This window comes from Pseudomonas sp. SG-MS2 (assembly GCF_009933855.1).
In the GTDB taxonomy this organism is placed as follows: domain Bacteria; phylum Pseudomonadota; class Gammaproteobacteria; order Pseudomonadales; family Pseudomonadaceae; genus Aquipseudomonas; species Aquipseudomonas putida_E.
In genome coordinates, this window is sequence record NZ_MOMO01000067.1 from 1 (window position 1) to 26,225 (window position 26,225).

Here is a 26,225-nt window from a genome sequence, read left to right on the forward strand (position 1 = left end):
GCTGCACGACCATGGTGTGGACAACGACGCCACCCTGGCCAACCTGGGCAGGCAGGCGGTGGTCGCTGCCGCGGCCGGTGCCGATTTCATCGCACCGTCGGCGGCGATGGACGGTCAGGTTCAGGCCATCCGTGGTGCACTGGATGCCGCGGGCTTTCACGACACCGCGATCATGGCCTACTCCACCAAGTTCGCCTCGTCGCTCTATGGCCCGTTCCGTGAAGCCGGTGGCACCACGCTCAAGGGCGACCGCAAGAGCTACCAGATGAACCCGATGAACCGCCGCGAAGCGGTGCGCGAGTCGCTGCTCGACGAGCAGGAAGGCGCCGATGTGCTGATGGTCAAACCGGCGGGTGCCTACCTGGACGTGATCGCCGACATTCGCGCTGCGTCGCGTTTGCCGCTGGCGGCTTACCAGGTCAGCGGTGAGTACGCGATGATCAAGTTCGGCGGCCTGGCCGGCGCCATCGACGAAGGGCGAGTGGTGCGCGAGAGCATCGGCGCGATCAAGCGTGCCGGTGCCGACCTGATCCTGACCTACTTCGCCATGGACCTGGCCCGCGAAGGCATCTGAGGCCAATACACGCGAGAAATCGCTGAGTGTGGAATTATTTTGTGTCCCTGTGTATCTGATGCCAAAGAGCCTCAGTGACAGGGACACAGGGATGAAATCACGCAAGAAAACCGTCAAGCCGATCGGCTTGAAAGACATCACCATCGTCGACGACGCCAAGATGCGCAAGGCGATCACTGCCGCTGCACTGGGCAACGCCATGGAGTGGTTCGACTTCGGCGTTTACGGCTTTGTCGCTTACGCCCTGGGCAAGGTGTTTTTCCCCAACGCCGACCCCAGCGTACAGATGATCGCGGCCTTGGCCACCTTTTCGGTTCCGTTCCTGATTCGCCCGCTGGGCGGGCTGTTCTTCGGTGCCCTGGGCGACAAGTTCGGCCGACAGAAGATCCTCGCCGCGACCATTGTGATCATGTCGCTCAGTACCTTCGCCATCGGCTTGATACCGTCCTACGCCTCTATCGGCATCTGGGCGCCGATCCTGCTGCTGCTGGCGAAAATGGCCCAGGGCTTCTCGGTGGGTGGTGAATACACCGGCGCCTCGATCTTCGTCGCCGAATACGCACCCGACCGCAAGCGCGGCTTCCTCGGCAGCTGGCTGGACTTTGGCTCGATCGCCGGCTTCGTCCTTGGCGCTGGCGTGGTAGTGCTGATTTCCACCTTCCTGGGCGAGGAAAAATTCCTTGAATGGGGCTGGCGCCTGCCGTTCTTCCTGGCCTTGCCGCTGGGCATCATCGGCCTCTACCTGCGCCATGCGCTGGAAGAGACCCCGGCGTTCCAGCAGCATGTCGAAAAACTTGAACAGGGTGACCGCGAAGGCCTGGCCTCGGGACCCAAGGTGTCGTTCAAGGAAGTCGCCACTAAACATTGGCGCAGCCTGGTGACGTGCATTGGCGTGGTGATCGCCACCAACGTCACGTACTACATGCTGCTCACCTACATGCCCAGCTACCTGTCGCACAACCTGCACTACAGCGAAGACCACGGTGTGCTGATCATCATCGCGATCATGGTCGGCATGCTGTTCGTGCAGCCGATCATCGGCCTGCTCAGCGACAAGTGGGGCCGCCGCCCGTTCATCATTGTCGGCAGTGTCGGTCTGTTCGCCCTGGCCATCCCTTCCTTCATGCTGATCAACAGCGGTGTGCTCGGGGTGATCTTCGCCGGCTTGCTGATCATCGCCGTGTTGCTCAACTTCTTCATCGGCGTGATGGCTTCGACCCTCCCAGCGATGTTCCCCACCCACATTCGTTACAGCGCCCTGGCCAGCGCCTTCAACATTTCGGTGCTGATCGCCGGCCTGACCCCAACCCTGGCTGCCTGGCTGGTAGAGAGCACCGGCGACCTGTACATGCCGGCCTACTACCTGATGGTGGTTGCCGCCATCGGCCTGGTTACCGGCCTGACCATGAAAGAAACCGCCAACAAGCCACTGCGTGGCGCCGCCCCGGCGGCATCGGATATCGATGAAGCGCGTGAGCTGCTGCAGGAGCACCACGACAACATCGAGCAGAAGATCGAAGACATCGACGAACAGATTGCCGAGCTTGAGGCCAAGCGCAAGTCGCTGGTGCAGCAACACCCGCGCATCGAGTAAGGTACAAGGCCAGTTCTCCCAGTAGATAAACTGTATGGCCGAAGGGTTTTCCGCGCTGCCGCCGCTCAATGGGCTACGTGTTTTCGAGGTGGTGGCGCGCCACCTCAATTTCCGCCTGGCAGCTGACGAACTTGGGGTAACTCAGGCCGCCGTGGCGCAGCAGATCCGCGGGCTTGAAGCGAACCTGGGGATCAAGCTTTTCGAGCGCTTGCCCAGGGGCCTGAGCCTGACAGGCGCCGGCCAGCGTTACAGTGTCGATATCCGCAGCGCCTTTGCCTTGATCGGCAGCGCCACCCAGGCGCTGCGCCCGGATGCGTCGCATCTGACGGTAAGTGTCACACCGACCTTCGCGGCAAAGTGGCTGATCCCCAGATTGTCGTCGTTTGCGCAGCAGCACCCGGACATCGATCTGCAGGTGCTGGCCACCGACCGAGTCTCTCAGTTCCGCCCAGAGGGCGTGGATATTGCCGTGCGTTACGGCGTACCACCGTTCGGGCCGGGGCTGCATACCGAGCCGTTTCTTGCCCAGCGCGTGGTAGCCGTCGCCAGCCCGGCGCTGCTCGAGCAACTGGGCAAGCCCGAGGATCTGGAGCAGTTACAGCGTTACCCGTTGCTGCATGATGCCCACAACTTCTGGCCGGACTTCATCGCCGAGGTATTCCACCGGCATTTACCGCCGGGTGCGAAGAATGTGCGGTTCAACCAGACGTCACTCGCCATCGATGCAGCGATTGCCGGGCAGGGTCTTGCCCTGGCCAGCGAGTTTTTCGTTCATAGCGACCTGCGCGCCGGGCGCCTGGCCCTTGCCTTTGACCAAGTGCTGGACTTGCAGCAGGCGTTTTACCTGGTGTGGCCGCGTAATGCCCACCAACCGCCGGCACTGGCAACGGTGCGGGCATGGCTGCTGGCGCAGGCGATGCTTTAATACAGTAGAAAATCTATCGCTTAGTCGAAGCTTTTCTGGCTCTCTGGCAACGCAGGCCAGGTGCTAGTCTGGGCCCATTACCCATGCACACCGCAGGGTTGACCCGGAGGCTTCATGTCCAACGAAAAAGTAGCAATCGTGATCGCCGGCGGCAGCGGTATGGGCGCCGCGGCAGCCAGGCGCCTGGCTGCCGACGGCTTCAAGGTCGGTATCCTGTCGTCGTCTGGCAAGGGCGAGGCGTTGGCCGAGACGCTGGGCGGGATTGGCGTGACCGGCAGCAACCAGTGCAACGACGACATCAAGCGCCTGGTCGATGCCGTAGTCGCCAAATGGGGCCGTATCGATGTGCTGGTCAACAGTGCAGGCCACGGCCCGCGCGCGCCGATCCTTGAAATCAGCGATGCAGACTGGCACCAGGGCATGGAGACCTACCTGCTCAATGTCATCCGCCCGACGCGGCTGGTCACGCCAATCATGCAGCGCCAGCAGGGTGGGGTAGTGATCAACATTTCCACCGCCTGGGCCTTCGAGCCGAACGAAATGTTCCCCACCTCGGCCGTATTCCGCGCGGGCCTGGCGGCGTTCAGCAAGATCTTCGCCGACACCTATGCTGCGGACAACATCCGCATCAACAACGTACTGCCGGGCTGGATCGACAGCCTGCCGGCCACAGACCAGCGCCGTGACAGCGTGCCGCTCAAGCGCTATGGCAGCAGCGAGGAAATCGCCGCCACCGTTGCCTTCCTGGCCAGCGATGGCGCGGCATACATCACCGGGCAGAACATCAGGGTCGATGGCGGTATTACCCGCAGCATTTGATCAGGCACGGGCCAGCGTGGCTTTGAGTGTGCGCTCCACCACATCGACCAGGACCATGGTCTGGTGGTCCACTTCGATGTTGATCAGTTCACCGGCCTGGTAGGTGGCGAAAGTGGTCTGGCGCAGGGTTTCCGGGATCAGGTTGATGGTGACCAAGGTGTCTTCCACGTCGGCGACGGTCAGGCTGCAGCCGTTGACCCCGAGAAACCCGCGTGGGAACACGTATCTGGCCCACAGCGGCGGCATGCGGAAGGTGATGAAGGCGCCGGTTTCCTTGATCGACAGCTCGACGATCTCGGCGGTGGTGGCGACGTGGCCGGCCATCAGGTGGCCGCCGACTTCGGCGTTCATTTTCGCCGAGCGCTCGATGTTCACGCCTTGGCCTGCCTTGAAGCAGCGCAGGTTGGTGCGCTCCAGGGTGGCTGTCATGGCGTCGAACTTCACTTGGGTGCCGTCAATCTCGGTGACCGACAGGCAGGTGCCCTCGACACTCACGCTGGCGCCGATCTTCAGGTCGTCGAGCAGTTCGGGGGTAAGGTCGATGGTGAACTGGTTGTGGCCCGGGTAGGTGGTCACAGCAAGCAGGGGGCGGACGGCCTGGACGATGCCGGTGTACATGGAGTTGCTCCTGGGCGCGGTAAATGATGCCCGGAAACTATGCCCCTGGAGCTTTAAAAGCAAGCCGGGCGGACCGTGAGCGCCGGCAACCCGGCGCCCACAGGTGTAGCTGATACAGCCTCAGATGTGCCCACTGCTGTTGACGATTCTCAGGCACAAGGCTTCATACGGGTCCAGGTTGATCATCAGCCGCCCATCCTCGGTCAGGTCGCCTTCGACCGTCTCGTTGATCATGTCCACCACCGTCCCGGGCGTGAAGCCGGTCAGCAGCAGCTCTTCAGCGATCACCTCCTGGCCGAAGTTCAGCGCACTGATCTGGATGCCACGCCCGGCCGGCAGCTCGTGCACCATCACCAGCAGCCCCGGGCTGCTGACCTCGGGCACCAGTACCTGGCGGCTGCTGGCAATACCGTAGGCCTGGCGCACGGCGAGCAGTTTTTTAACTTTGCTGGCGAACGAATCGCTGCTTTCCAGCTGCTGGTCGAGGCTGCCGTACAGTGCGCGTGCGCGCGGCATGCCACGCACCGATGCCTCGGCCTGCGCATCGAGCCCGGCCAGGTCGTAGCCGCCACGGTGTATCCAGCGGGTATCGCCATCGGCCATCTTTTGCGCCACCGCCTCGGCCGGCAGCGGCAGGGCGCCGACCAGGTCCCAACCGGACAGTGCGACCACACCGGGCTGCATGGCGTTGTACATCACCAGCAACAGGTGCACCTTCTGGATCAGCTCGATATCCGCCGGGCCAATCTGGTCCAGGTCACGGATGCCCAGCGCCGCCGTGATCAGGCTGGCGGTGGTGCAGGAGATGCCGTTGGTGACAAAGCGCAAGTTGTAAGGGGCGTGTTCGCCCGAGAGGCGTTCGTAGATTTCCTCGCGGATATGTTCGCGCAGGATGTTGCCGGGCAGGGTCTGGCCCCGGTACAGGTACATGTCATGGGCGTGCAGGGTCCAGAAATGCACCAGCTCGACGGTGAGCTCGTCGTGGTTCTGCAGGGCGTGGATCAACGACGCCGGGTCGATGCCAAAGCTGTGCATTTCCTTGAGCATCAGGCGCAGGAACTCGGTATCGCCGGTCAACAGTGCATGCTGGTACGCCGGGCGGGTGATGAAGTCATAGGACAGGTCGGCGCCGCCTTTGGACATTTGTGCGATGTCGTCCAGGGTCAGGTTCAACTCCTGGAAGCTGAACCCGCCAGCCTTGCGGATCATGCCGCCGATCAGCTGGTTACCGACGAGCGACAGCGGGTGGCTTTCCGACCAGGCGGTGCCACTGGCGCAGGTCTCGACCCCGAGAAAACCGTTGGCATCCAGGCGCAGGCCGCGCGCGCCCAGGCAGTCCAGCGCATGCAGGGCGTCGCCAATGATCATTTGCTGGGCGGCAAAGCTTGGGTCCAGCCAGTTCAGCGACGGCTGGCCATCCTTGAAGTAGTGCAGGTAGACCCAGCGCCGGGTCTTGCCATCGACACCGGTGATCGGTGGCGTTGCGCTCCAGTCGGTCTCCTTCACGCCAGGCTCGAAGAAGATCACCCGTTGCAGCTGGCCGACAATGTAGTGGTGTGCCTTGAGCTCGTCGCACTGTGCGGGCAGCAGGTTGACCGAGTCGCGGCCAGGGGGCACGTCTGGCAGCAGCGGCCAGTCTTCCTCGCGGATCTCGACCATGTGGTACAGCCCTGGATAGGCGCCGTGGGCCAGCTCGGCCAGGCGGAAATCGGCGCCCTTGCCGGTGTGCGAGGGGATCAGGTCGTCGATGGTCACGGCATTGTGCGCCGCCGCCATGCGGCTCATCTGCACCAGCTCTTGTTCACTGCCGTAGAGCGGGTCGATGTCGAAGCTGATGCGGTCGAAGTTGCCGTCCACGCTGGGGGTGAAATCGCGCCCGCTGACACCGCCGGACTGTTTGATGGGGCCGGTATGAATGCCCTGCACGCCAATTTCCGACAGGCGCTTCCACAAGGCTTCGTGGCCCAGCGCGCCGAGCACCGAGCAGCCTTCAGGCGCGATGATCGCGTCGGGGTAGACGGTGAGCCATACCGACGCAATGTCGGTGGCGCGGCGTGGCTGCGTTTCGGCGTAGGGGTTCATCCACAGGCGAGACTGGCCGGAATACAGTCGGGCCCGCTCCTGCGAGGCCTTGAGCATGGAACGCTCTTCGAGCCATTTGACGTATGACGGGTCTGGTTGAGTCATTTCGCGTCCTCTCTGCGTGGCGGCACCGGCCAAGTTATGACGACGACGGCGCCGGAACGTTCGGCTCAGGTCTCAAGGCCCTGGCCATTCAGCGCCGAGCCGACAACTGTTGCGGCGCCAGGAAAGCACCATGGAAGTAGTCGCGCAAGGCCTGCATCGCCGGGCTGAATGCCCGCTCGCGGTGCCAGGCCAGGCCCACGCTCATGGGCGTTACCGGGTCGCTGATGGTCACGGTCTCGATGCGCTTGCCTTCGAGCGACCAGGGCCGGTGCACCAGGTCCGACAGGATCGCCACGCCGCTCCCATTGGCGACCATGCTGCGCACCGCCTCGACCGAACTGGTGCGCACCCGCACGCTGGGCCGCTGGCCGGCCAGCTCCCAGTAACGCATGGCGCTCTGCTCGGCTTCGTCCACGGTCAGCAGGATGAACGGCTCACGCGCAACATCGGCCAGGCTGACCGTAGAGCGCTCGCACAATGGATGGTGGCTGGGCAGCCACAGCCGGCGCTCGGAGTTGAACAGGGTTTCGGACACGATATCCGGGTGGGTGAGGTTGGCGGTGAGCACCACCGCCATGTCGAAGCGGCCTTCCAGCAGGCCTTGCTCGATGGCGCTGCGCTCCTGCTCGTGTACCTGCAGGTTTACGTCCGGGTGCCAGTGTTCCAGGCGTTGCAAGTGGTGCGGCAGGAAATAGCCGATCACCGTGTAGCTCGCCGCCAGGCGCAGCAAGCCACTGGCGCGCACGTCCGGCAGCGGGCTGTTGAGTGCGTCATCGACACTGCGCAGGATCACATAGGCGCGGTTGAGAAAATGCCGGCCCGCATCGGTCAGGCTCATGCCTTGCGCCGAGCGCTGGAACAACAACACCCCGAGCATTGCCTCCAGTTCCTTGATCGCGGTAGTGACCGCTGATTGGGAAATGTTGAGGTGGATGGCGGCCTGGGAGATCTGGCCGATCTCGGCGGTGGCGACGAAGTAGCGAACCTGGCGCAAGGTCAGTGACACAGGAGACTCCTGGGTATCTGTTTTTCAGAAGACACCCTATCTGTTTATAGATCTTCCCAAGGGGGTTGTGGAGAATCTAACGTGACCTTCACACCGTCACAAGCACCGGGAGCGTAGGCATGCAGGCAGTAGACTTCAATTCTGACATGGGCGAGGGTTTCGGCCCGTGGACCATCGGCGACGGCGTCGACAACGAACTGATGGCCTTCATCAGTTCGGCCAACATCGCCACCGGCTTTCATGCCGGCGACCCTGGCACCATGCGTCGCACCGTCGAGCGGGCCAAGGCGCTGGGCGTGGCGGTAGGCGCTCACCCGGGGTTTCGTGACCTGGTCGGGTTTGGCCGCCGGCACATCAACGCGCCGGCCCAGGAACTGGTCGACGATATGCTCTACCAGTTGGGCGCGCTGCGTGAAATCGCCCGTGCGCAGGGCGTGAAACTGCAACACATCAAGCCCCATGGTGCCCTGTACATGCACTTGGCCCGTGATGAGGAAGCCGCCCGGTTGCTGGTGCAGAACCTGCAGGTGATCGAGCCGCAGCTGTTGCTGTACTGCATGCCTGGCTCGGTGATCTGCCGGGTTGCGCAGGCACTCGGCCAGCCGGTGGTGCGTGAGTTCTATGCTGACCGCGAGTACGACCTGAGCGGCTCCATCGTGTTTACCCGCAATGTGCGTGGTCATGAGCCGCAGGCGGTCGCCGAGCGCGTGCTGCGGGCTTGCCGCGAGGGCGTGGTACGCACGGTCGAGGGCCAGGACCTGGCCATCGAATTCGACTCGATCTGCCTGCACAGTGATACACCCGGCGCGCTCGACCTTGTCGAAGCCACGCGCGCTGCGCTGGACGCCGCCGGCATCGAGGTGCGCACGCCCCGTTGAGGTTCAAGGCACCCGGTGCCCAGACACCGGTGCCGCTGCACTGCATTGTTTTTGCCTGCCTTACGATAAAGATTCCAAAAAAGGAGCAGACATGGCCGAGCCGCTTGCCAGTACCCCGATCCGCTACAGCTTTGGTGCCGACGAGCACCTGTTTGCCGAGGTCAGCGACAGCATGTCGCTCCAGGCCTTTTTCAAAGGCATGGCCGTCACCCGGGCGGTGGAGCGCCTGGCGCTGGAGGGCGTGCTGGACATTTGCCTGGCCAACGCCTCGTTCCAGATCCGCTTCGACCCCGACCGCATCGCCCCCGATGTGCTGCTTGCAGCGGTGCGCGGTGCAGAGGCCGAGGCGGTTGCCGAACGCGCGTTGCACACCCGGATCATCGAGATCCCGGTGCTGTACAACGACCCCTGGACCCATGAAACCCTCATGCGCTTTCGCGACCGCCACCAAGACCCGAACAGTACCGACCTCGAATACGCGGCGCGCATCAATGGCCTGGCCGATGTCGATGCGTTCATCGCCGCGCACAGTGGCGCGCCTTGGTTCGTGTCGATGGTCGGCTTCGTCGCCGGCCTGCCGTTCATGTTCCAGATGGTCGAGCGCGAGCGCCAGTTGCAGGTGCCCAAGTACCTGCGCCCACGCACCGACACGCCAAAGCTGACCTTGGGCCACGGCGGTTGTTTCGGTTGCATCTATTCGGTGCGCGGGGCAGGGGGCTACCAGATGTTCGGCGTTACCCCGGCGCCGATCTACGACCCGCAGCAGGGCCTGAACTACCTGAAGGAGCACATGGTGTTCTTCCGCCCAGGGGACATCGTGCAGTTCAAACCCATCGACCGTCAGGCCTACGACCAGGCGGTGGCGGATGTCGAGGACGGCCGTTTCGACCTGCGCATTCGCCCGGTAGAGTTTTCCCTCGATGCTTTCCTGGCCGACCCGGTCGGCTATCCCAAGTCGTTGCAGGAGGTGCTGGCATGATCAAGGTACTCAAACCTGGCCTGGCAACCTCGGTGCAGGACCTGGGCCGTGAAGGCTATTACCACCTGGGTATCCCGCCCTCCGGTGCGCTTGATCAATATGCGTTGCGCGCCGCCAATCAGCTGGTCGGCAACCCGGCGGGTACTGCTGGCCTTGAATGTGCGCTGGTGGGGCCGGAGCTGGAGTTTCTGCAGGATGCCGTGGTGGCAGTGTGTGGCGCACAGATGCCGGTGCTGCTCGATGGCCGCGAACAGCGCCCTGACACTTCGTTTGCAGTCAGGGCAGGCCAGGTGCTGCGCTTCGCCTTCCCCACAGCCGGGGCACGTGCCTACCTGGCAGTCGCGGGCGGCATCGATGTGCCAGAAGTCCTGGGCAGCCGGTCCACTTACGCCTTGGGCGCGCTGGGTGGTTTTCACGGTCGCAAGCTGCTGGCAGGCGATGTATTGCCGGTCGGTGTGCCCAGCGCCAAAGCCCGTGCTGGTGCCAGTTTGCCAATGGCGCTGCGCCAGGCACTGGGTGGGGAAGTGGTGTTGCGCGTGGTGCCGGGGCTGTACTTCCACCGCCTGACTGATGCTGCGGCGAAAAGCTTTTTCACCGATGCCTGGACGGTGGGCTCCGAAGCCGACCGCATCGGCTACCGCTACAAGGGCGGCAACGCACTGAGTTTCCAGCCGCGAGAGCAGCCATTCGGCGCAGGTTCGGACCCATCCAATATCGTCGACAGCTGCTACCCGATCGGCTCGATACAAGTGCCAGCCGGGCTGGAACCGATCATTCTGCACCGCGATGCAGTGTCAGGTGGTGGGTACGCCATGATCGGCACGGTGATCAGTGCCGACCTGGACCTGATCGGGCAGATGCAGCCGAACCAGCAGGCGCGGTTCTTGCCGGTGAGCATGGACGATGCGCTTGAGGCGCGGCGGTCGTATAAGAAGAGGCTGGGGTATCTGAGCAAATTGTTCGGCTGATTGGTGGGGGCCTGTACCGGCGTCTTCGCGGGTTGTGCTGCGAAGCGTCCGGTACAGGCTGGCAACCCGTCAGGTCAGAAGCTGTACTTGGCCGTCAGCATCATGTTGCGCGGCGCGCCCCAGGTGTCGCCGGCATAGTTGACCGAGTTGGCCACAGCCGAGTAGTACTTGCGATCGAACACGTTGTTGGCGTTGAGTTGCAGGTCGAGGTGCTTGTTGACCTGGTAGCCGGCCATCAGGTCGGTGACCGCGTACGACCCCTGGACCAGGCGGTACTCGCTGCCATCGGCAACGGTGAAGTCGTTGTAGATGCGGCTCTGCCAGGAGATGTTGCCACCGATGCGCAGCTTCTCAAGCGGGCCCTCGAAGCGGTAGGTGGTGGTCAGCTTGAACAGGTGCTCGGGGGTATCGGTGTCGAAGCGCTGGTTGACGTTGCCTGGGTTGGCGGCGTCCTTGAGGGTGTGGACGCGGGCATAAGTGTAGCCGGCACCGACCTGCCAGTTGCGGGTCAGCGCACCTTGCAGCTCCATGTCGATACCTTGGCTGCGTACCTCGCCAGAGGCGACGTAGCAGTTGGTCGGGTCGCTGCAGCCGGCCAGGTCGGTCTGCGAAACGCCACGGTTTTCCTGGTCGATACGGAACAGCGCCACGCTGGCATTGAGGGCGCCATCGAAGTACTCGCCCTTGACGCCGATTTCATAGTTCTTGCCCTCGACCGGCTTGAGCGGGCTGCCGGAAGCGTCCTTGTACTCCTGCGGGTTGAAGATGTCGCTGTAGCTGACATACACCGAGTGATGATCGTCCAGGTCGTAGATCAGGCCCGCGTAGCGAGTGACGTTGCGCGTGACTTTGTAATCGGCGCTGGCACTTTCCTTGTTGTCATAGTCATACCAGTCCAGGCGGCCGCCCAGGATCAGCTTCAGCGGATCGGCCAGGCTCAGCCGGGTGGTCATGTACACGCCTTCCTGGGTGGTGACTTCGCGTACGTTGTTGGTGTGCACGAAGTTCGGCTTGCCGCCATCGATCGGCCAGTTGGTGTCGTATGGGCTGTAGTTGCGTGTGTCCATGTCGTAGATGCGCTTGCTGGCGCCCACCACCAGCTCGTGGGTGCGGCCAAACGCTTCGAACGGGCCGCTGACGAAGCCGTCAAGGCCGGCCTGGTTTTCCTGGTGCTTGGACTGGTAAGCGGTGCGGGACAACGGCTTATTGAGCCCGGCCCAGCGCGACTGGTAGGAGCCGGTGAAGGTGCCGTCTTGCTGGGAATAGTTGGCGTTGACCTGAAGTTTCCAGTCATTGGCCAGGCGCTGCTGCACTTCGGCGAATACGGTGTTGATCTCCTGGTCCTTGTTCTCCCAGTCACTGCCTGGGTTGTAGGAACGCGAGAAGTCCATGTGGTGGCCGTTCAGGGCGGTTGGCATGGCGCCCCAGAAGTTGTTGGTCTGGTCTTTCTGGTGAGAGAAGCCGAGGGTCAGGGTGGTGTCTTCGGACAGGTCCGCCTCGGTGATTGCGTAGAACAGGCCGTGGTCTTCTTCGACGTCATCGATGTAGCTGTTGGCCCCCCGGTATGACGTCACCACGCGGCCGCGCAGTGTGCCACTGTCGTTGAGCGGGCTGGAGGCATCGATTTCGCCGCGGTAGTCGTCCCAGCTGCCAGCGGCGCCGGTCAGGGTGACCTTCTGTTCGGCCAGCGGACGCTTGCGTACCAGGTTGATGGCCGCCGAAGGGTTGCCGGAGCCGGTGATCAGGCCGGTCGCGCCGCGGACGATCTCGACGCGGTCGAACATGGCCAGGTTAGGCTGGGCGCCTACGGTATACGGCTTGTAACCGCTCGGAATGCCGTCGTACATCAGGTTGTCGATGTCAAAGCCACGCGAGATGTAGTTTTGCCGACCTGGACCGCCGGAATAGTCAAGGAACAGCCCTGGCGTGGCCTTGACCACGTCGTTGATGCTGGTCATCGCCTGGTCGTCCATGCGCTGACGGGTAATCACGGTCACCGCCTGCGGTGTTTCACGCAGGCTCAATGGCAGCTTGGTGGCGGTGGCCATGGAACCTGTGGTGTAGGACTGCGAACCCTCGGTGGTGCTGCCCAGCCGATCGGAGCTGATCTCGGTGGCGCCCAACACCAGCGTGGTGGGCTGGTCGTCTTCGGCCAGGGCCGGTGTGACGATGGCCATGCACACGGCCATGGCGAGCAGGTTGCGGGCAGGGAAATTGCGCGAGGGCGCGAGTGGCGACGGCATGGGGGGTGGGTTCCTGTACATTGTTAAACGTTATTAAAGATGTGTATGAGAACGATTAACAATCAGTTTGTCAGGATTTGCCTGCCCTTGAAAGATTGGGATGTAGGAATTTTTACCTTTTTTTCACATTTGTGGCGGTGGCCAGGCGGCTTCGTGCAGAGGGGATCAGGGTTCAGCGCGGTTTATCGTCTTGCCCTGCTGCACAGCCACTTCCGCTGCCTGGCCATCACGTTGCTTGCCTTGGCGCGCCAACCCTTCCAGTTGCGGGATCAGCATGCCTTCTGGCAAATGTCGCCAGAAACGCCCCGGCATGTGCAGGCGCAAGGCATCCGGGTTGAGGCGGGCGGGGTTGAAGGTATGGCGGTAGTAGGTCCGCCACAGCTCGGCACCCGGGTCGTCGGCATTGCGCGCCCACTGCCGCCAAGCGTCCGGGCAGTGCCGCTGATATTCGAAACCCTGGCCGTCGAAGCGAATACCGTCCCCCGGTGTGGCGATCAACCAGCGCTGGCGCCCCAGGCGGTCAGCGAAGTGCGCGCTGGCGCTGAGCAGAATGTCATGGGCCGGCTCGTGATAGGCGACCAGGTCCAGTTGCAGCTGCTCGGCAAGTGCTGGCGGCAACGGCACGAAACGTACGAACGCATGCAGGTGGTGTGCTTCACGGCTGACCTGCTTGATACGCCGGTGCAGTTCACTGCCCAGGCGGTCGCCTGCAAGCATTGCCGTGCGGTCACCGTGGGCCACGCGCCAGAGCACTTCGTACAGCAGGTTCCAGCGTTGCTCGCCCCGGTAGCGCGATGCCTGTTCCAAAAGGCTCAACAGCGCTGCCGGTACCTTGGCGCGGAACGGGCCGGGCCCGTCTGGCAGGGGGGCAGGCACCGCCAGCAGGTCGTCGATCGGGCCTTGCGACCAGGTCACTTGCGCCGGGTCGATGCCGTGCCCGAGCAGCGTGCGGGCCTGGTCGCGCCAGGTGCTGAAGTGCTCGTCACAGTCGAGCGCGATCACCCCCACAACCCCATCTGCACCGGCGCCTGTGGTTCACGCAGGCGCTCGCGCAGCAGGCCGCTGCGCAGCTCCGCCTGGCCTGGGCGGTAGTCGCTGGTAATGATGAATGGCCGGGCCTTGTCGAGCACGCAGCGCAGCTGGATCAGGTCGTCGTAGCGCACGCGCCGTTCACGGCGCAGCGCCACCAGCCGCTGCACACTGCGCAGGCCGATGCCGGGGATGCGTGCCAACAGTGCGGGCTCGGCACGGTTCACATCCAGCGGAAACACCTCACGGTTGGCCAGCGCCCAGGCAAGCTTGGGGTCTATGTCCAGCGCCAGGTTACCCTCCTGGCCAAGCAACTCACCCGCTTTGTAGCCATAGCCGCGCAACAGGAAGTCTGCCTGGTACAGGCGGTGCTCGCGCAGCAGCGGTGGGGCTGCCAGCGGCACGCTGCCGGGGCTGTCGGGTATCGGGCTGAAGGCTGAGTAATACACGCGCTTGAGGCCGTAACCCTGGTACAGCGACTCGGCGTTGCGCAGCAGTGTGCTGTCGTCAGTGGCGTCGGCGCCGACGATGACCTGGGTGCTTTGCCCGGCCGGGGTGAAACGCGGTGCCTTCGGTTCGCCCGCCACGGCTTGCTGCCCCTGGTGGATCACGCCCATGGCCTGGCGAATGGTGTGAGCGTGTTTTTCCGGTGCCAGGCGCTTGAGGCTGGCATCGGTGGGCAGTTCGATATTGACGCTGAGGCGGTCGGCCAGGCGCCCGGCTTCCTCGATCAGCAGTGGGTCGGCGTCGGGGATGGTCTTGAGGTGGATGTAACCCCGGAAGTTGTGCTCCTCACGCAGCAGGCGCGCCACGCGGATCAACTGTTCCATGGTGTAGTCGGCCGAGCGGATGATGCCGGAGCTCAGGAACAGGCCGCTGATGCAGTTGCGCCGGTAGAAATCCAGGGTCAGGCGCACCACCTCCTCGGGCGTGAAACGTGCCCGCGGCACGTTGCTGGAGCGGCGATTGACGCAGTATTGGCAGTCGTACAGGCAGAAGTTGGTCAACAGCACCTTGAGCAGCGAAACGCAGCGCCCGTCCGGTGTATAGCTGTGGCAGATGCCCATGCCATTGGTGGCGCCCAGGCCCTCGCTGCCGCGCGAGCTGCGTTTGGGCGCGCCACTGCTGGCACAGGACGCGTCGTACTTGGCGGCATCGGCGAGGATGCCAAGCTTGGCAATGAGCTGCATGAGGGTGTCTCGTGATACTGAATATTCATACAGTATTTTGAGAATGGACTGAATGCAAGTGGCGCAGCAGCCCTGTCAAACGTTCCGACCCGCTCAGTCAGGACATCTAAACTTACAAACAGCCCGCCGCGGTTTCCATAACGGCGGGCTCTCACACCTTAATCCGACCACCGCGACCCCGGACCGGACATCCCTCGCTGACGGTGGCCTTCTTGCAGAGGAGGGCAGGTCATGGACGAGGCAAAGCTTCAGGATTTCATGGGCAAGCTGGTGGGAGACATGGGCGCTGCGGCGACCCTGGCCAATGTGATACTCGGCGACGAACTGGGGTTGTACCGGGCCATGGCCGATAGTCAGCCGGTCACCCCCGAGGTGCTGGCGGCCCGGACCGGCTGCCACCCACGGCTGGTGCGCGAATGGCTCAACGCGCAGGCCGCGTCCGGCTATATGGTCCATGACCAGGGCAGTTTCGTGCTGCCCGAGGAACAGGCCATGGCACTGGCGCTGGAGGACTCACCGGCCTATATGGCGGGTGGCGCGGCGGTGGTGGCCGCGCTGTTCCATGACAAGGACAAGCTGGTGGCTGCCATGCGCGGTGATGGCGGGCTGGCCTGGGGCGACCATCACCCCTGCATGTTCAGCGGTACCGAGCGTTTCTTCCGGCCCGGCTATCGCACCTTCCTGGTGGCCGACTGGCTGCCGGCGCTCGACGGTGTGGTGGCCAAGCTGCAGGCCGGCGCGAAGGTCGCGGATGTCGGTTGCGGGCATGGCGCTTCGACGCTGGTCATGGCTCAGGCGTTTCCGGCATCGACCTTCATCGGCTATGACTACCATGCGCCGTCCATCAGCACGGCCCGCGAACGCGCCAGTGAGGCCAGCTTGACCCAGCGGGTGAGTTTCCAGCAGGCGTCGGCCAAGGATTACCCGGGCAGCGATCATGATCTGGTGTGCTTCTTCGATTGCCTGCACGACATGGGCGACCCCGTTGGCGCTGCACGGCATGCCTACCAGGCGTTGAAGCCCGGCGGCACGGTGATGCTGGTGGAACCCTATGCCGAGGACACGCTGGACGGCAACCTGACGCCGGTCGGTCGCCTGTTCTATGCCGCGTCGACATTCATCTGTACACCGAATTCGCTGTCTCAGGAGGTTGGGCTGGGGCTGGGCGCACAGGCCGGGGAGGCGCGCTTGCGGGCGGTGTTCGAGGAGGCGGGGTTCACGCAGTTCCGGCGGGCGACACAGACACCGTTCAACCTGATACTGGAAGCCAGGAAGTAGGCGTAGATCAATGCTGGCGATGAGGCCGGTGCAGACAAAAAGAAGGGGCGCTCTGTTGGCGCCCCTTCTCTTGCTGCTTAGGCTTCAGCGTCCCAAGGACGATCGCCTTTTTCATCTTTCACGCGGGTCGGCAGGCCCATGACGTCCAGCGCCTTGAGGAACGGCTCGGCTGGCAGCTCCTCGACGTTGACCATGCGCTTGGCATCCCACTCGCCACGGGCAACCAGCAGGGCTGCAGCCACTGGCGGTACACCGGCGGTGTAGGAGATACCCTGGCTGTCAGTCTCGGCGTAGGCCTCTTCATGGTCGGCCACGTTGTAGATGAACACTTCACGCGGCTGACCATCCTTGGTGCCCTTGACCAGGTCACCGATGCAGGTCTTGCCGGTGTAGCCCGGGGCCAGCGAAGCCGGGTCAGGCAGCACGGCCTTGACCACTTTCAGCGGCACCACTTCCAGGCCTTCAGCGGTCTTGACCGGTTGCTCGGAAAGCAGGCCAAGGTTCTTCAGCACGGTGAACACATTGATGTAGTGCTCGCCGAAGCTCATCCAGAAGCGCACGTTCGGCACGTTCAGGTTCTTCGAGATCGAGTGGACCTCGTCGTGACCGGTCAGGTACAGGTTCTGCGAACCCACGACCGGCAGGTCGTCGGTACGCTTGACCTCGAACATGGTGTTGCTGGTCCACTGGCTGTTCTGCCAGCTCCATACTTGCCCGGTGAACTCGCGGAAGTTGATTTCCGGGTCGAAGTTGGTGGCGAAGTACTTGCCGTGGGACCCGGCATTGACGTCGAGAATATCGATCGAATCAATGCTGTCGAAATACTGTTGCTGCGCCAGTTTTGCGTAGCTGTTCACCACACCCGGGTCGAAACCGACGCCGAGAATGGCGGTGATGTTCTTCTCTTGGCATTCTTCGAGGTGTTTCCACTCGTAGTTGCCGTACCAGGGCGGCGTCTCGCAGATCTTGCCCGGTTCTTCGTGGATCGCGGTGTCCAGGTAGGCGACACCGGTATCGATGCAGGCACGCAGCACCGACATGTTGAGGAAGGCGGAGCCCACGTTGATCACGATCTGCGATTCGGTCTCGCGGATCAGTGCCTTGGTTGCCTCGACATCGAGGGCGTTGAGCGAGAAGGCCTGGATGTCGGCGGGTACCTTGAGGCTACCCTTGGCCTTGACGCTGTCGATGATGGCCTGGCATTTGGAGATGTTCCGCGACGCAATGGCAATACGACCGAGTTCGTCGTTATGCTGCGCGCACTTGTGGGCCACCACCTTGGCGACACCTCCTGCACCAATGATAAGAACGTTCTTCTTCAATTTATCCCTTGCTCCTTACTTGATAGCCGGTCTTACGACAGGCTGGAAACGTAGTCTTCGAAACCGAACTCGCGCACCACTTCGACGCTGCCGTCGAGCTGCTTGACCGCGATGGATGGCATCTTCAAACCGTTGAACCAGTTTTTCTTGACCATGGTGTAACCCGCCGTGTCGATGAACGACAGGCGATCGCCGATGGCCAGCGGACGATCGAATTGGTACTCGCCGAAGATGTCGCCGGCCAGGCACGATTTGCCGCAGACCATGTAGGTGTGCTCGCCATCGTTGGGGGCCATCTTGGCGTTCAGCCGGTAGATCAGCAGGTCGAGCAGGTGTGCTTCGATCGAGCTGTCGACCACCGCCAGGTGTTTGCCGTTGTACAGGGTGTCGAGCACGGTCACTTCCAGCGAGGCGCTGTTGGTGATGGCCGCTTCGCCCGGCTCCAGGTAGACCTGCACGCCGTACGTCTGCGCGAAGGCTTTCAGGCGCGCGCAGAACGCATCGACGGCATAGTCTTCACCGGTGAAGTGAATGCCGCCACCCAGGCTGACCCACTCGACCTTGTGCAGCAGGTGGCCGAAGCGCTCTTCGATGTGCGTCAGCATCTTGTCGAACAGGCCGAAGTCACCGTTCTCGCAGTTGTTGTGGAACATGAAGCCGGAAATCTGCGAGATGACCTTCTCAATCTTCTCCGGGTCCCACTCGCCGAGGCGGCTGAACGGGCGGGCCGGGTCGGCCAGCAGGTAGTCGGAGCTGCTGACCTGCGGGTTGACGCGCAGGCCGCGGACCTTGCCTTCGGACTGCTCGGCGAAGCGCTGCAGCTGGCCGATCGAGTTGAAGATGATCTTGTCGCAGTTCTCGAGCATTTCCTCGACCTCGTCGTCGGCCCAGGCCACGCTGTAGGCGTGGGTCTCGCCGGCGAACTTCTGGCGGCCGAGCTTGAGCTCGTACAGCGACGAGGACGTGGTGCCGTCCATGTACTGCTGCATCAGGTCGAAGACCGACCAGGTGGCGAAGCACTTGAGGGCGAGCAGCGCCTTGGCACCGGAGTGTTCGCGCACGTAGGCGATCTTCTCCATGTTGCTCAGCAGCTTGGTTTTATCGATGAGGTAATACGGCGTCTTGATCATTTAAAGGCCCCCGGCCAGGCCGGCCAAAAAAAGGACACGCATTGTGCCTTCACTTGCTGCATACCGAAAGGGCGAGATATGCATTTCGTCGAGGTCGTTGCCGACAGGCCGGAATTTTTCCGATTGCGGCGAGCTCATTGGAACAGGCCAGTATGACCATCCTAATCACCGGCTGCGCATTTGAAGGAGAATCCGATGAGTAGCTGCAACGCAGCAGACCCGCACAGGAGCCATGAATGAAAACTGGCGTCATCTCCGACACCCACGGCTTGCTGCGGCCCGAGGCGCTTGATGCGCTGGCCGGTTGCGAACTGATCGTGCATGCCGGTGATATCGGCAAGCCTGAAATCATTGAGGCACTCCAGGCGTTGGCGCCCGTGCAGGTGGTGCGCGGCAACAACGACCTGACGCTGCCCTGGGCAGCTCGATTGGCCGATCAGCGATACTTCGACATGCAGGGGTGGCAGACACTGCTGGTGCACGACATTGCCGATGTACCGGCCGAACTGGATGAGGCGGTGCGCGTGGTGATCACTGGGCATTCGCACAAGCCATTGATCGACTGGCGGCAAGGGCGCTTGTACCTGAACCCCGGGAGTGCCGGGCCGCGGCGGTTCAAGTTGCCGGTCACGGTGGCGGTCATTGACATCGAGGGCGAGCACCTGGCGCCGCGCATCATTCAATTGCTTGGGTGATGCTCTGCCCTGATCGCTGGCCTGCCGGCGATCAGGGCCGTGAAGGCAACCTCAGGCGACCTGCTTCAACCAGTCCTGAATCTGTTTCAGCGTGGCCGTAGCACCCCCACAAACGACCACCAGCACATTCTGGTAACCGTCCAGCTTCGCGGCCTCATAAGCCAACGCCAATGCCGCCCCGCAGGCAGGCTCCACCAGCACCCGGTGGTCTGCCAGAAACCGCTCGCATGCTTCAAGCGCCGCGCGATCACTGACCAGAACACTGTGCACCGGGTGCTCCTGCACGCACGCCAGGGCCTGGTCGGCAACACGCTTGGCGCCCAGCGAGGTCGCCACCGATGTGAGGCGCTCCAGCTCTACCGGGTGACCTGCCTGTACCGCCGCGTGCAGCGAGGCCGCCCCGTCGGTTTCCACTGCCAGCACAGGGACATCGTTCCAGCCGTTGCGCCTGAGCCCTTCGACCACGCCACTGAGCAGGCCGCCGCCGCCCACCGACAGCACCACCGCATCGGGCTTGTACCCGGTTGCCGCAACTTCATCCACCAGGCTGGCATGCCCGGCCCACAGCAGTGGGTCATCGAAGGGGTGAATAAAGGCATCGTCCGGCCCGACCAGGGTTTGCGCCAACGCGTTGGCCTCCTGCCACGAGCTGCCATGCACCACCACCTTGGCACCCTCCTGGTGCAACAGTTCCTTGGCGCGATCGGTGGTGGTTTCAGGCACTACCACCGTGACCGGCACACCCAGCTGGCGCCCGGCGTAGGCTACCGCCAAGCCGGCATTGCCACCGGATGAGGACACGAAGTGGCGGGCGCCCCGGGCATGGTGCACTTCGCAGGCATGGCCCACCCCACGCAGCTTGAACGAGCCACAGGGCTGAAGCGCGTCGAGCTTGAGCCAGATCGAGCGGCCAGCGGCCAGCGACAGCGGGCGGGATTCGATCAGAGGGGTGTGGATATGCAGGGTCATCGCTTAGCTCCATGCTTCGGGTAGGGGTCAATGGTAACGCGGGATGCCAGTTGCATGTCGTTGAATTCGTGGTGATTGCACCCTGCCTGTCAGCAAGCCTCAGCCACAGCGCTATTGCTGACGCTGCGCCCCAGCACCAGCACCGTGACAAACCCACAGCCCACCAGCGCCGTGGCCAGACTCAGCAGCACCGAGCTGCCCATCTGGTCGACGATCTGCCCGCCGAAGAACGAGCCCAGCGCGATGATCACCTGGAACATGGCGACGAACAGTGGCATGCCGCGTTCGACATCCTTGGGTGCAACGACAAACATCCAGATGCTGGCACAGGCCGGAAAGGCGCCGAAGGCGAAGCCCCAGAGCGCGATCAGCATCGCCGCGCCAGTCATACCGGTGGCGAAGTGGGGGAACAGGGCGGTGCTGATGCCGATCATCAACGCGACCAGCAACAGGGTGTGACGCACGCTTTGGTTGGCGGCGAAACCGGCAAAGATATTGCCCATCACCCCGGCCACGCCATACAGCAGCAACAGCGAACCGATGGTCGGCCCATCGAAACCGGAATTCTGTTTGAAGAAGGGCGCGACGTAGGTGTAGGCGGCAAAATGCGCCAGGCCGATCAGCAATACCGCAATCAGGCCCACCCGGGCTTGTGGGTTGATGAACAGCGCCGGCAGGTCACTGATGCGGATGGCCTTGTCCGGGTTGAGCCGCGGCAGCAGCAGGATCTGCGCCAGCAGCACCGGTACGCCTACCAGGGCGGTGACCAGAAAAGTCATGCGCCAGCCCAGCAGGCCACTGAGCCAGGTGCCTACCGGCACGCCCAGCACAGTGGCCAGGGTCACACCGACCATGATGATCGAGGTGGCCTGGGCAACGCCCACCCCCTTGGGTGCCAGGCGGCCGCTCAGGGCAATGGCGGTAGCCCAGAAACCGCCGATGCTGATGCCCAGCAAAACGCGGCCGAACAGCAGCAGGTTGAAGTCGCTGGCATAGGCCACCACCGCATTGGCAATGATCATGATCAGCGTCAGGCCGATCAGCAGGTAGCGCCGGTCCAGGGCACCGATGCCCACCGACAGCAAGGGCGCGGCGAGGGCGGCCATGATGCCGGGCAGGGTGACCATCAGGCCGGCGTGGCCTGCACTTATGCCCAGGTCACTGGCGACATCGTTCAATACGCCTACCGGCAGAAACTCGCTGGTTACCAAAGCGAAGGCACCCACGGCGACCGAGAGTATCGCCAGCCACTGCTGTTTGACGCTTTGCTGACTGTGTTCGGGGAGGCCACTTGGGGCCGGGCTGGTATTTGACATGGTGCGGGGTTCCAGAAGGGGAGTGTCGCCTTGAGCAGGCGCGTGGAGCGGGGAGAATTCGGGGAGGAGTATACGGGGCCTGTCTGCCAGGCCGACAGGCGGGTCTTTCGATAGTGATCATCAGTGCGATTGATAAGGCGCCCATGCAGGCGCCTTTCTGATTGCTTGTGTACTGCACCCTCACGTCATCGGGTGTTGACGCCACCCCCTGCAAAACGTGGAGCCAGGCGCGCTGCTGCTGCTTCGAACGCGTGCGCTATCTGATCGACGACTTCATCGCTGTGCTCGAACGACAGGTAGATACGGCCATACGGCGAGGGCATCACCAGCACGCCCTCGGCACGTAGCGCCAGGTGCAGCGCCTGGCTGAACGCGGTGTCGGCGAGCGCGGCGGCTTCTTCATAGTCGGATGGCGCGCGTTCGGACGGCCAGATGGCGAACACGTTGCCGTAGCCACTGGTGCTGATGGTGATGCCCTGGGCCTTGAAGATCGCCTGCACGGCGTGGCGCAGCTTCTCGCCACGCTCGATCAGCTGTGGGTAAGCGGCGCTGTCCAGTTTTGCCAGCGTGGCGAGCACCGCTGCGCAGGCCATCGGGTTGCCGCTGAAGGTTCCGCCGCGCAGCACCTTGCCCTCTTCGAAGCCCGCCAGAATGTGCGGTTTGCCGACGATGGCCGATACCGGCACGCCGTTGCCGATGGCTTTGCCGACGCTGGCGATGTCCGGGTCAAGGCCTGCCTGCAAGCTGGCCAGGCCGGCATGCAGGCGAAAGCCCATCAGCACTTCGTCGCTGATCACCAGTGCGCCATGACGATGAGCCACGGCCTGCACATGCTGCAGGTAACCTGGCGCTGGCATGATGCAGCCGGCGTTGGCGAGCATCGGCTCCAGCAGCACGGCAGCGATGTCCTGGTCCTGCGCGAACAACCGCTCCACATCGTCGAAGTCGTTGAAACGCAGCAGTGTGGTACGGCCTGTCGAGGGGCGCTCGCCATCAGCGAACGCGGCTTCGGGCGAGCCGACGTTGCCGAAACTGACATCGTCGAACCAGCCGTCGAAACCGGCTGCCATCTTGGCGATTCGCCCGCGCCCGGTGTAAGCGCGGGCAGCGCGGCAGGCCAGGTGCACGGCCTCGCTGCCGGAGTTGGTGAAGATCACGCGGCTGAGTGCGCCGGTGTGCGCTGCCAGCGCACTGGCTGCAGAATGTTCGCGCACGTGGGCCCAAGAGGGCGAGGCGGAGTCGCCCAGGGCCTGGGCCACCTGCGCATTGACGCTGTCATCGGCATGGCCGAGCAGTACGGCGCCGAAGCCCAGTGCGGTATCGATGTAGCGCTGGCCCTGGTCATCCCACAGGTACGGCCCTTTGCCGTTGCGGATGAACAGGGCCTGACCGTCGAGTGCCGGCAGGATACGGGCGGCGCTGGAAACATCGCCTACGAGATTGCGCATGAGTACCTCTGTGTAATGGTGCGCAGCAGGGCTGACGGCGGGTCAGGTTCTGCTGGCAGGATTTCGTCCCCTCAGCGGGTGTTCCACGGGCTGCTGGCGAGCTTCTGTTCGAGAAAGTCGCGGAACACGCGGATTCGCGGGCTGAGGTGTTTGCGATTGGTGTAGATCATGTAGAGCGGTTCGACGCTGTCCTGGGCGTATGCCTGCAGCAGAGGGACCAGGCGGCCCTCCTGGATGTCCTGGCCAATATGAAACTCCGCCAGGCGCACGATGCCGGCGCCGCCCAGCGCCAGGTCGCGCAGCAGGTCGCCCTGGGCGAACGTGGCCTTGGGAACCACCGGTACGGTGATGGCCTGGCCATCGACCACGAACCCCCAGGTGTTCCACACGCTGCTGAAACCAAAGGAAAAACAGGTGTGCTGCAACAGCTGCCCAGGGTGTGCAGGTGTGCCGTGCGCGGCCAGGTAGGCGGGCGATGCACAGAGGATCCAACGGCTCTGGCCGATCTTGCGGGCGATGCGCGAGGAGTCGGGCAGCACGCCACTGTGGATCGCCACGTCCAGCCCTTGGTCGAACTGGTCGCTGAACTGCGCGCCAACCTGGATATCCACGGTCAGCCCCGGGTAGGCAGCCAGGAACTCCGGCAGCCAGGGGATGATCTGGTGCTTGGCGAAGGTGGTCATGGTGTGGACCCGCAGCGTGCCGCTGACGCGGGTAGGAAACGCCTCGGCCAGCGAGTCGGCTTCGGCCATGGCATTGCTGACTGCACGGGCACTGACCAGGTAGGCGGCACCTTCCTCGGTCAGCGTCAGGCTGCGGGTGCCACGCTGAAACAGGCGCACCTGCAGGCGGTCTTCCAGGCGCGAGATCAGCTTGCTGATGGCCGACGGGGTCATGCCGCAAGCACGCGCCGCAGCAGAAAAGTTGCCGTGTTCGGCAGCGCCGAGGAAGGCCAGCAGTTGTGAGTAGTTGTCCATGTTCTGCCTCCGGTGATCAGCAGAATGCTGGCAGCGCCGCGTCGGGGTGGCAACCCGCGTGCATCGGGATACGCGGGTCGGGTGGCGTGGTGGCCGTTCAGCGAATGAACTGCTCGATGTAATCGTCCGGCAGGCCGAGCGCCTTGTAGTGGGCGCGGGCGGCCTCAAGCTTGGTGAACACGTCCTCGTACCCCACGGCGACCCCTTGTGGGTCGACATAGGTGTAACCGCCTTGCACGTGGAACCAGGTGATCATCTCTTCGACGTCCTGCGGCACGAACAGGGTGTGCGTTTCGCCTGGTGGCTCGAAGGCGAACGAGCCTTCCTCGGCGACCCAGTCGTGCTCCAGGTAGTACCAGCGACCCTTGAGCACCAGTGCATGCACGCCGCCGGTGTGGCGGTGACGCGACAGCACACCGCTCTGGCGCACCCGCAGCAGGTTGATGTAATAGCCGCCAGAGACGCTCAGCAGCAAGGGCTTGAACGATACCGAAGCGGTCACCGGGACCCACAGTTGGTCGTCTTCGAGCCACTTGCCGAGTACACCGGGGTGGACCATGTCGGGGGACATGAACGGTACTTGCGGCAGTTGATAGGGGATGGCCAGTTCGTCGGGTTTGGGGGCAATGCTCATGAGGGCTTCCACAGTTGGGTTTCTTGAATCCCCGGCCCGTTCAGGGCCGGGGTTGCAGGCAGCTTAGGGATGCGCTGCAGGGCGAAAAAGGGCTTGCTCGGCACAGCTGCTGTGACGCGGGGTCATGGCTGGCAGGCCTCGAACTGCAAGGCGCTGCGCTGGGCCGACAGCGCCGGCTGGCGCTTTTGCAGGTAGACGCCGATGGCCACCAGCACGGCCGTCAGCCCCAGGGTGCTGAGCAACTCGGCCCGCTGGCCGGGGAACGCCGCCATGATGGCGAACACGCTGACGATCAAGGCGATGGTGAACAGGGTCAGCCAAGGGAACAGCCACATGCGCACCGCCAGTGGCCTGCCCAGGGCAACCAGCTTGCGGCGCATGCACAGTTGGGTGATGGCGATCACCAGGTACATCAGCAGGGCCAGTGCACCGCTGGTGGCCAGCAGGAACTGGAACACCTGGGCCGGCAGCAGATAGTTGGCGGCCAGCGCCGCCAGTGCGGCCGCCGAGGTCAGGGCCACAGCCAGTAGCGGCACGCCCTGGGCGGTGGTGCGGGAAACAGCGTCGGGCGCATCGCCGCGGCGCGCCAGTGAATAGACCATTCGCGACGCCGTGTAGATGGCCGAGTTCAGGCAGCTGGTGACGGCCACCAGCACCACGATGCTCATGATGCCCGGCGCCCAAGGGATGTTCATCGCGTTCAGCACCGCCTGGTACGAGCCCTGGGCCAGGCCCGGGGCGTTCCACGGGATCAGGCACACCACCACGAACATCGAGCCGAGGTAGAACAGGCCCAGGCGCCACACCACGGCCCGGATGGCCTTTTTGATGTTGGCTTTGGGGTCGGGTGATTCGGCGGCGGCGATGGTCACCACCTCGCTGCCCTGGAAGCTGAACATCGCGGTCAGCAGCGCAGCGACGATGGCCACATTGCCGTTGGGGGCGAAGCCGCCGTTGGCGTACAGGTTGCTGATGCCGCTGGTGGACGAGCCGGGCATCAGGCCCAGGATCGCCAGCACGCCGAGCCCGATGAAGCTGACGATCGACACCACCTTGAACAGCGACAGCCAATACTCCAGCGTACCGAACGAACCGACACTGAGGCTGTTGCACAAGACCAGTACCAAGGTCATGGCAAAGGCGGTGAGCCAGTGCGGCAAGCCCAGCCAGTCACCCAGGATGTTGCCGGCAACGATGGCCTCGATGGCGATCACCAGCACGTAGAACCACCAGTACAGCCAGCCGATGGAAAACCCGGCCCAGCGCCCGATGGCCTGGTCGGCGTAGGAGGAAAACGAGCCGGTGTCTGGCCGCGCCGTGGCCATCTCGCCGAGCATCTGCATGACCAGCACCACGATCGCCGCGGCAATCAGGTACGCCACCAGTACCGCCGGCCCGGCGGTGACGATGGCGTTGCTGGAGCCCACGAACAGGCCGGCGCCAATT

22 protein-coding genes and 1 pseudogene are annotated in these 26,225 nt (G+C 63.5%); 9 read left to right on the forward strand and 14 right to left on the reverse strand.

What is annotated here, in order from left to right:
- The 4 genes and pseudogenes from BLX42_RS05240 to BLX42_RS05255 form a co-directional block, all read left to right on the forward strand.
- Positions 1-574, forward strand: a pseudogene (locus tag BLX42_RS05240) (porphobilinogen synthase); the annotation flags it as partial.
- Between the two features lie 91 nt (positions 575-665).
- Entirely contained in the window at positions 666-2,168 is a 1,503-nt protein-coding gene (proP, locus tag BLX42_RS05245) for a glycine betaine/L-proline transporter ProP (protein WP_161871288.1), read from the forward strand.
- A 34-nt stretch (positions 2,169-2,202) separates the two neighbouring features.
- The gene (gene gcvA, locus BLX42_RS05250) at positions 2,203-3,093 is read left to right on the forward strand and encodes a transcriptional regulator GcvA (protein WP_161871289.1); all 891 of its coding nucleotides are present in this window, start codon (positions 2,203-2,205) and stop codon (positions 3,091-3,093) included.
- A 114-nt stretch (positions 3,094-3,207) separates the two neighbouring features.
- Positions 3,208-3,912: an SDR family oxidoreductase gene (locus BLX42_RS05255; RefSeq protein WP_161871290.1), complete on the forward strand. Its 705-nt coding sequence runs from the start codon at positions 3,208-3,210 to the stop codon at positions 3,910-3,912.
- Here the strand turns inward: BLX42_RS05255 and BLX42_RS05260 are convergent, their stop codons facing one another.
- The 3 genes from BLX42_RS05260 to BLX42_RS05270 form a co-directional block, all read right to left on the reverse strand.
- Positions 3,913-4,530, reverse strand: coding sequence for a riboflavin synthase subunit alpha (locus tag BLX42_RS05260; RefSeq protein WP_161871291.1), 618 nt, complete (start codon positions 4,528-4,530; stop codon positions 3,913-3,915).
- A gap of 120 nt (positions 4,531-4,650) precedes the next feature.
- On the reverse strand, positions 4,651-6,717 hold the full coding sequence (gene treS, locus BLX42_RS05265) for a maltose alpha-D-glucosyltransferase (protein WP_161871292.1): 2,067 nt from the start codon (positions 6,715-6,717) through the stop codon (positions 4,651-4,653).
- Between the two features lie 88 nt (positions 6,718-6,805).
- A complete protein-coding gene (locus BLX42_RS05270) occupies positions 6,806-7,723 on the reverse strand; it encodes a LysR family transcriptional regulator (protein ID WP_046785595.1) in 918 nt (305 codons plus the stop codon).
- A 119-nt stretch (positions 7,724-7,842) separates the two neighbouring features.
- On the opposite strand from BLX42_RS05270, the gene BLX42_RS05275 reads away from it, so the two are divergent.
- From BLX42_RS05275 to BLX42_RS05285, 3 genes are all read left to right on the forward strand, one after another.
- Positions 7,843-8,601, forward strand: coding sequence for a 5-oxoprolinase subunit PxpA (locus tag BLX42_RS05275; RefSeq protein ID WP_119688758.1), 759 nt, complete (start codon positions 7,843-7,845; stop codon positions 8,599-8,601).
- A 91-nt stretch (positions 8,602-8,692) separates the two neighbouring features.
- The gene (locus BLX42_RS05280; RefSeq protein ID WP_046785593.1) at positions 8,693-9,580 is read left to right on the forward strand and encodes an allophanate hydrolase subunit 1; all 888 of its coding nucleotides are present in this window, start codon (positions 8,693-8,695) and stop codon (positions 9,578-9,580) included.
- Complete coding sequence (locus BLX42_RS05285) at positions 9,577-10,548, forward strand: biotin-dependent carboxyltransferase family protein (RefSeq protein WP_161871293.1); 972 nt, start codon at positions 9,577-9,579, stop codon at positions 10,546-10,548. The genes BLX42_RS05280 and BLX42_RS05285 overlap by 4 nt, the downstream gene beginning before the upstream one ends.
- Before the next feature lie 74 nt (positions 10,549-10,622).
- On the opposite strand, the gene BLX42_RS05290 is transcribed toward BLX42_RS05285, so the two are convergent.
- From BLX42_RS05290 to BLX42_RS05300, 3 genes are all read right to left on the reverse strand, one after another.
- Positions 10,623-12,791: a TonB-dependent siderophore receptor gene (locus BLX42_RS05290; RefSeq protein ID WP_161871294.1), complete on the reverse strand. Its 2,169-nt coding sequence runs from the start codon at positions 12,789-12,791 to the stop codon at positions 10,623-10,625.
- Between the two features lie 165 nt (positions 12,792-12,956).
- The gene (locus BLX42_RS05295; RefSeq protein WP_161871295.1) at positions 12,957-13,799 is read right to left on the reverse strand and encodes a TIGR03915 family putative DNA repair protein; all 843 of its coding nucleotides are present in this window, start codon (positions 13,797-13,799) and stop codon (positions 12,957-12,959) included.
- Positions 13,790-15,010, reverse strand: a complete 1,221-nt coding sequence (locus BLX42_RS05300) for a putative DNA modification/repair radical SAM protein (RefSeq protein ID WP_115275162.1) — start codon at positions 15,008-15,010, stop codon at positions 13,790-13,792. The genes BLX42_RS05295 and BLX42_RS05300 overlap by 10 nt, the downstream gene beginning before the upstream one ends.
- 231 nt (positions 15,011-15,241) lie before the next feature.
- Between BLX42_RS05300 and BLX42_RS05305 the strand changes: the two genes are divergently transcribed.
- Entirely contained in the window at positions 15,242-16,288 is a 1,047-nt protein-coding gene (locus BLX42_RS05305) for a class I SAM-dependent methyltransferase (protein WP_115275161.1), read from the forward strand.
- Between the two features lie 77 nt (positions 16,289-16,365).
- Here the strand turns inward: BLX42_RS05305 and BLX42_RS05310 are convergent, their stop codons facing one another.
- Both BLX42_RS05310 and BLX42_RS05315 read right to left on the reverse strand, forming a co-directional pair.
- Positions 16,366-17,610: a saccharopine dehydrogenase family protein gene (locus BLX42_RS05310; protein ID WP_039602482.1), complete on the reverse strand. Its 1,245-nt coding sequence runs from the start codon at positions 17,608-17,610 to the stop codon at positions 16,366-16,368.
- 32 nt (positions 17,611-17,642) lie between these two features.
- The gene (locus BLX42_RS05315) at positions 17,643-18,740 is read right to left on the reverse strand and encodes a carboxynorspermidine decarboxylase (protein WP_119688762.1); all 1,098 of its coding nucleotides are present in this window, start codon (positions 18,738-18,740) and stop codon (positions 17,643-17,645) included.
- A gap of 236 nt (positions 18,741-18,976) precedes the next feature.
- Here BLX42_RS05315 and BLX42_RS05320 point away from each other — a divergent pair, with 236 nt between their 5' ends.
- Positions 18,977-19,435 carry a metallophosphoesterase family protein gene (locus tag BLX42_RS05320; RefSeq protein WP_046785586.1) on the forward strand — a complete coding sequence of 153 codons (459 nt, stop codon included), beginning with the start codon at positions 18,977-18,979 and terminating at the stop codon, positions 19,433-19,435.
- 51 nt (positions 19,436-19,486) lie between these two features.
- Here BLX42_RS05320 and BLX42_RS05325 read toward each other — a convergent pair whose 3' ends face one another.
- The 6 genes from BLX42_RS05325 to BLX42_RS05350 form a co-directional block, all read right to left on the reverse strand.
- Entirely contained in the window at positions 19,487-20,404 is a 918-nt protein-coding gene (locus BLX42_RS05325) for a pyridoxal-phosphate dependent enzyme (RefSeq protein ID WP_161871296.1), read from the reverse strand.
- 89 nt (positions 20,405-20,493) lie between these two features.
- Positions 20,494-21,720, reverse strand: a complete 1,227-nt coding sequence (locus tag BLX42_RS05330) for an MFS transporter (protein WP_161871297.1) — start codon at positions 21,718-21,720, stop codon at positions 20,494-20,496.
- A gap of 185 nt (positions 21,721-21,905) precedes the next feature.
- Positions 21,906-23,168, reverse strand: a complete 1,263-nt coding sequence (locus BLX42_RS05335) for an aspartate aminotransferase family protein (RefSeq protein ID WP_161871298.1) — start codon at positions 23,166-23,168, stop codon at positions 21,906-21,908.
- Between the two features lie 71 nt (positions 23,169-23,239).
- Positions 23,240-24,145: a LysR family transcriptional regulator gene (locus BLX42_RS05340; protein ID WP_046785582.1), complete on the reverse strand. Its 906-nt coding sequence runs from the start codon at positions 24,143-24,145 to the stop codon at positions 23,240-23,242.
- A 97-nt stretch (positions 24,146-24,242) separates the two neighbouring features.
- Positions 24,243-24,779, reverse strand: coding sequence for a 2,4'-dihydroxyacetophenone dioxygenase family protein (locus BLX42_RS05345; protein ID WP_046785581.1), 537 nt, complete (start codon positions 24,777-24,779; stop codon positions 24,243-24,245).
- Between the two features lie 122 nt (positions 24,780-24,901).
- On the reverse strand, positions 24,902-26,225 hold a 1,324-nt coding region (locus tag BLX42_RS05350; protein WP_161871299.1), incomplete at its 5' end, for an amino acid permease.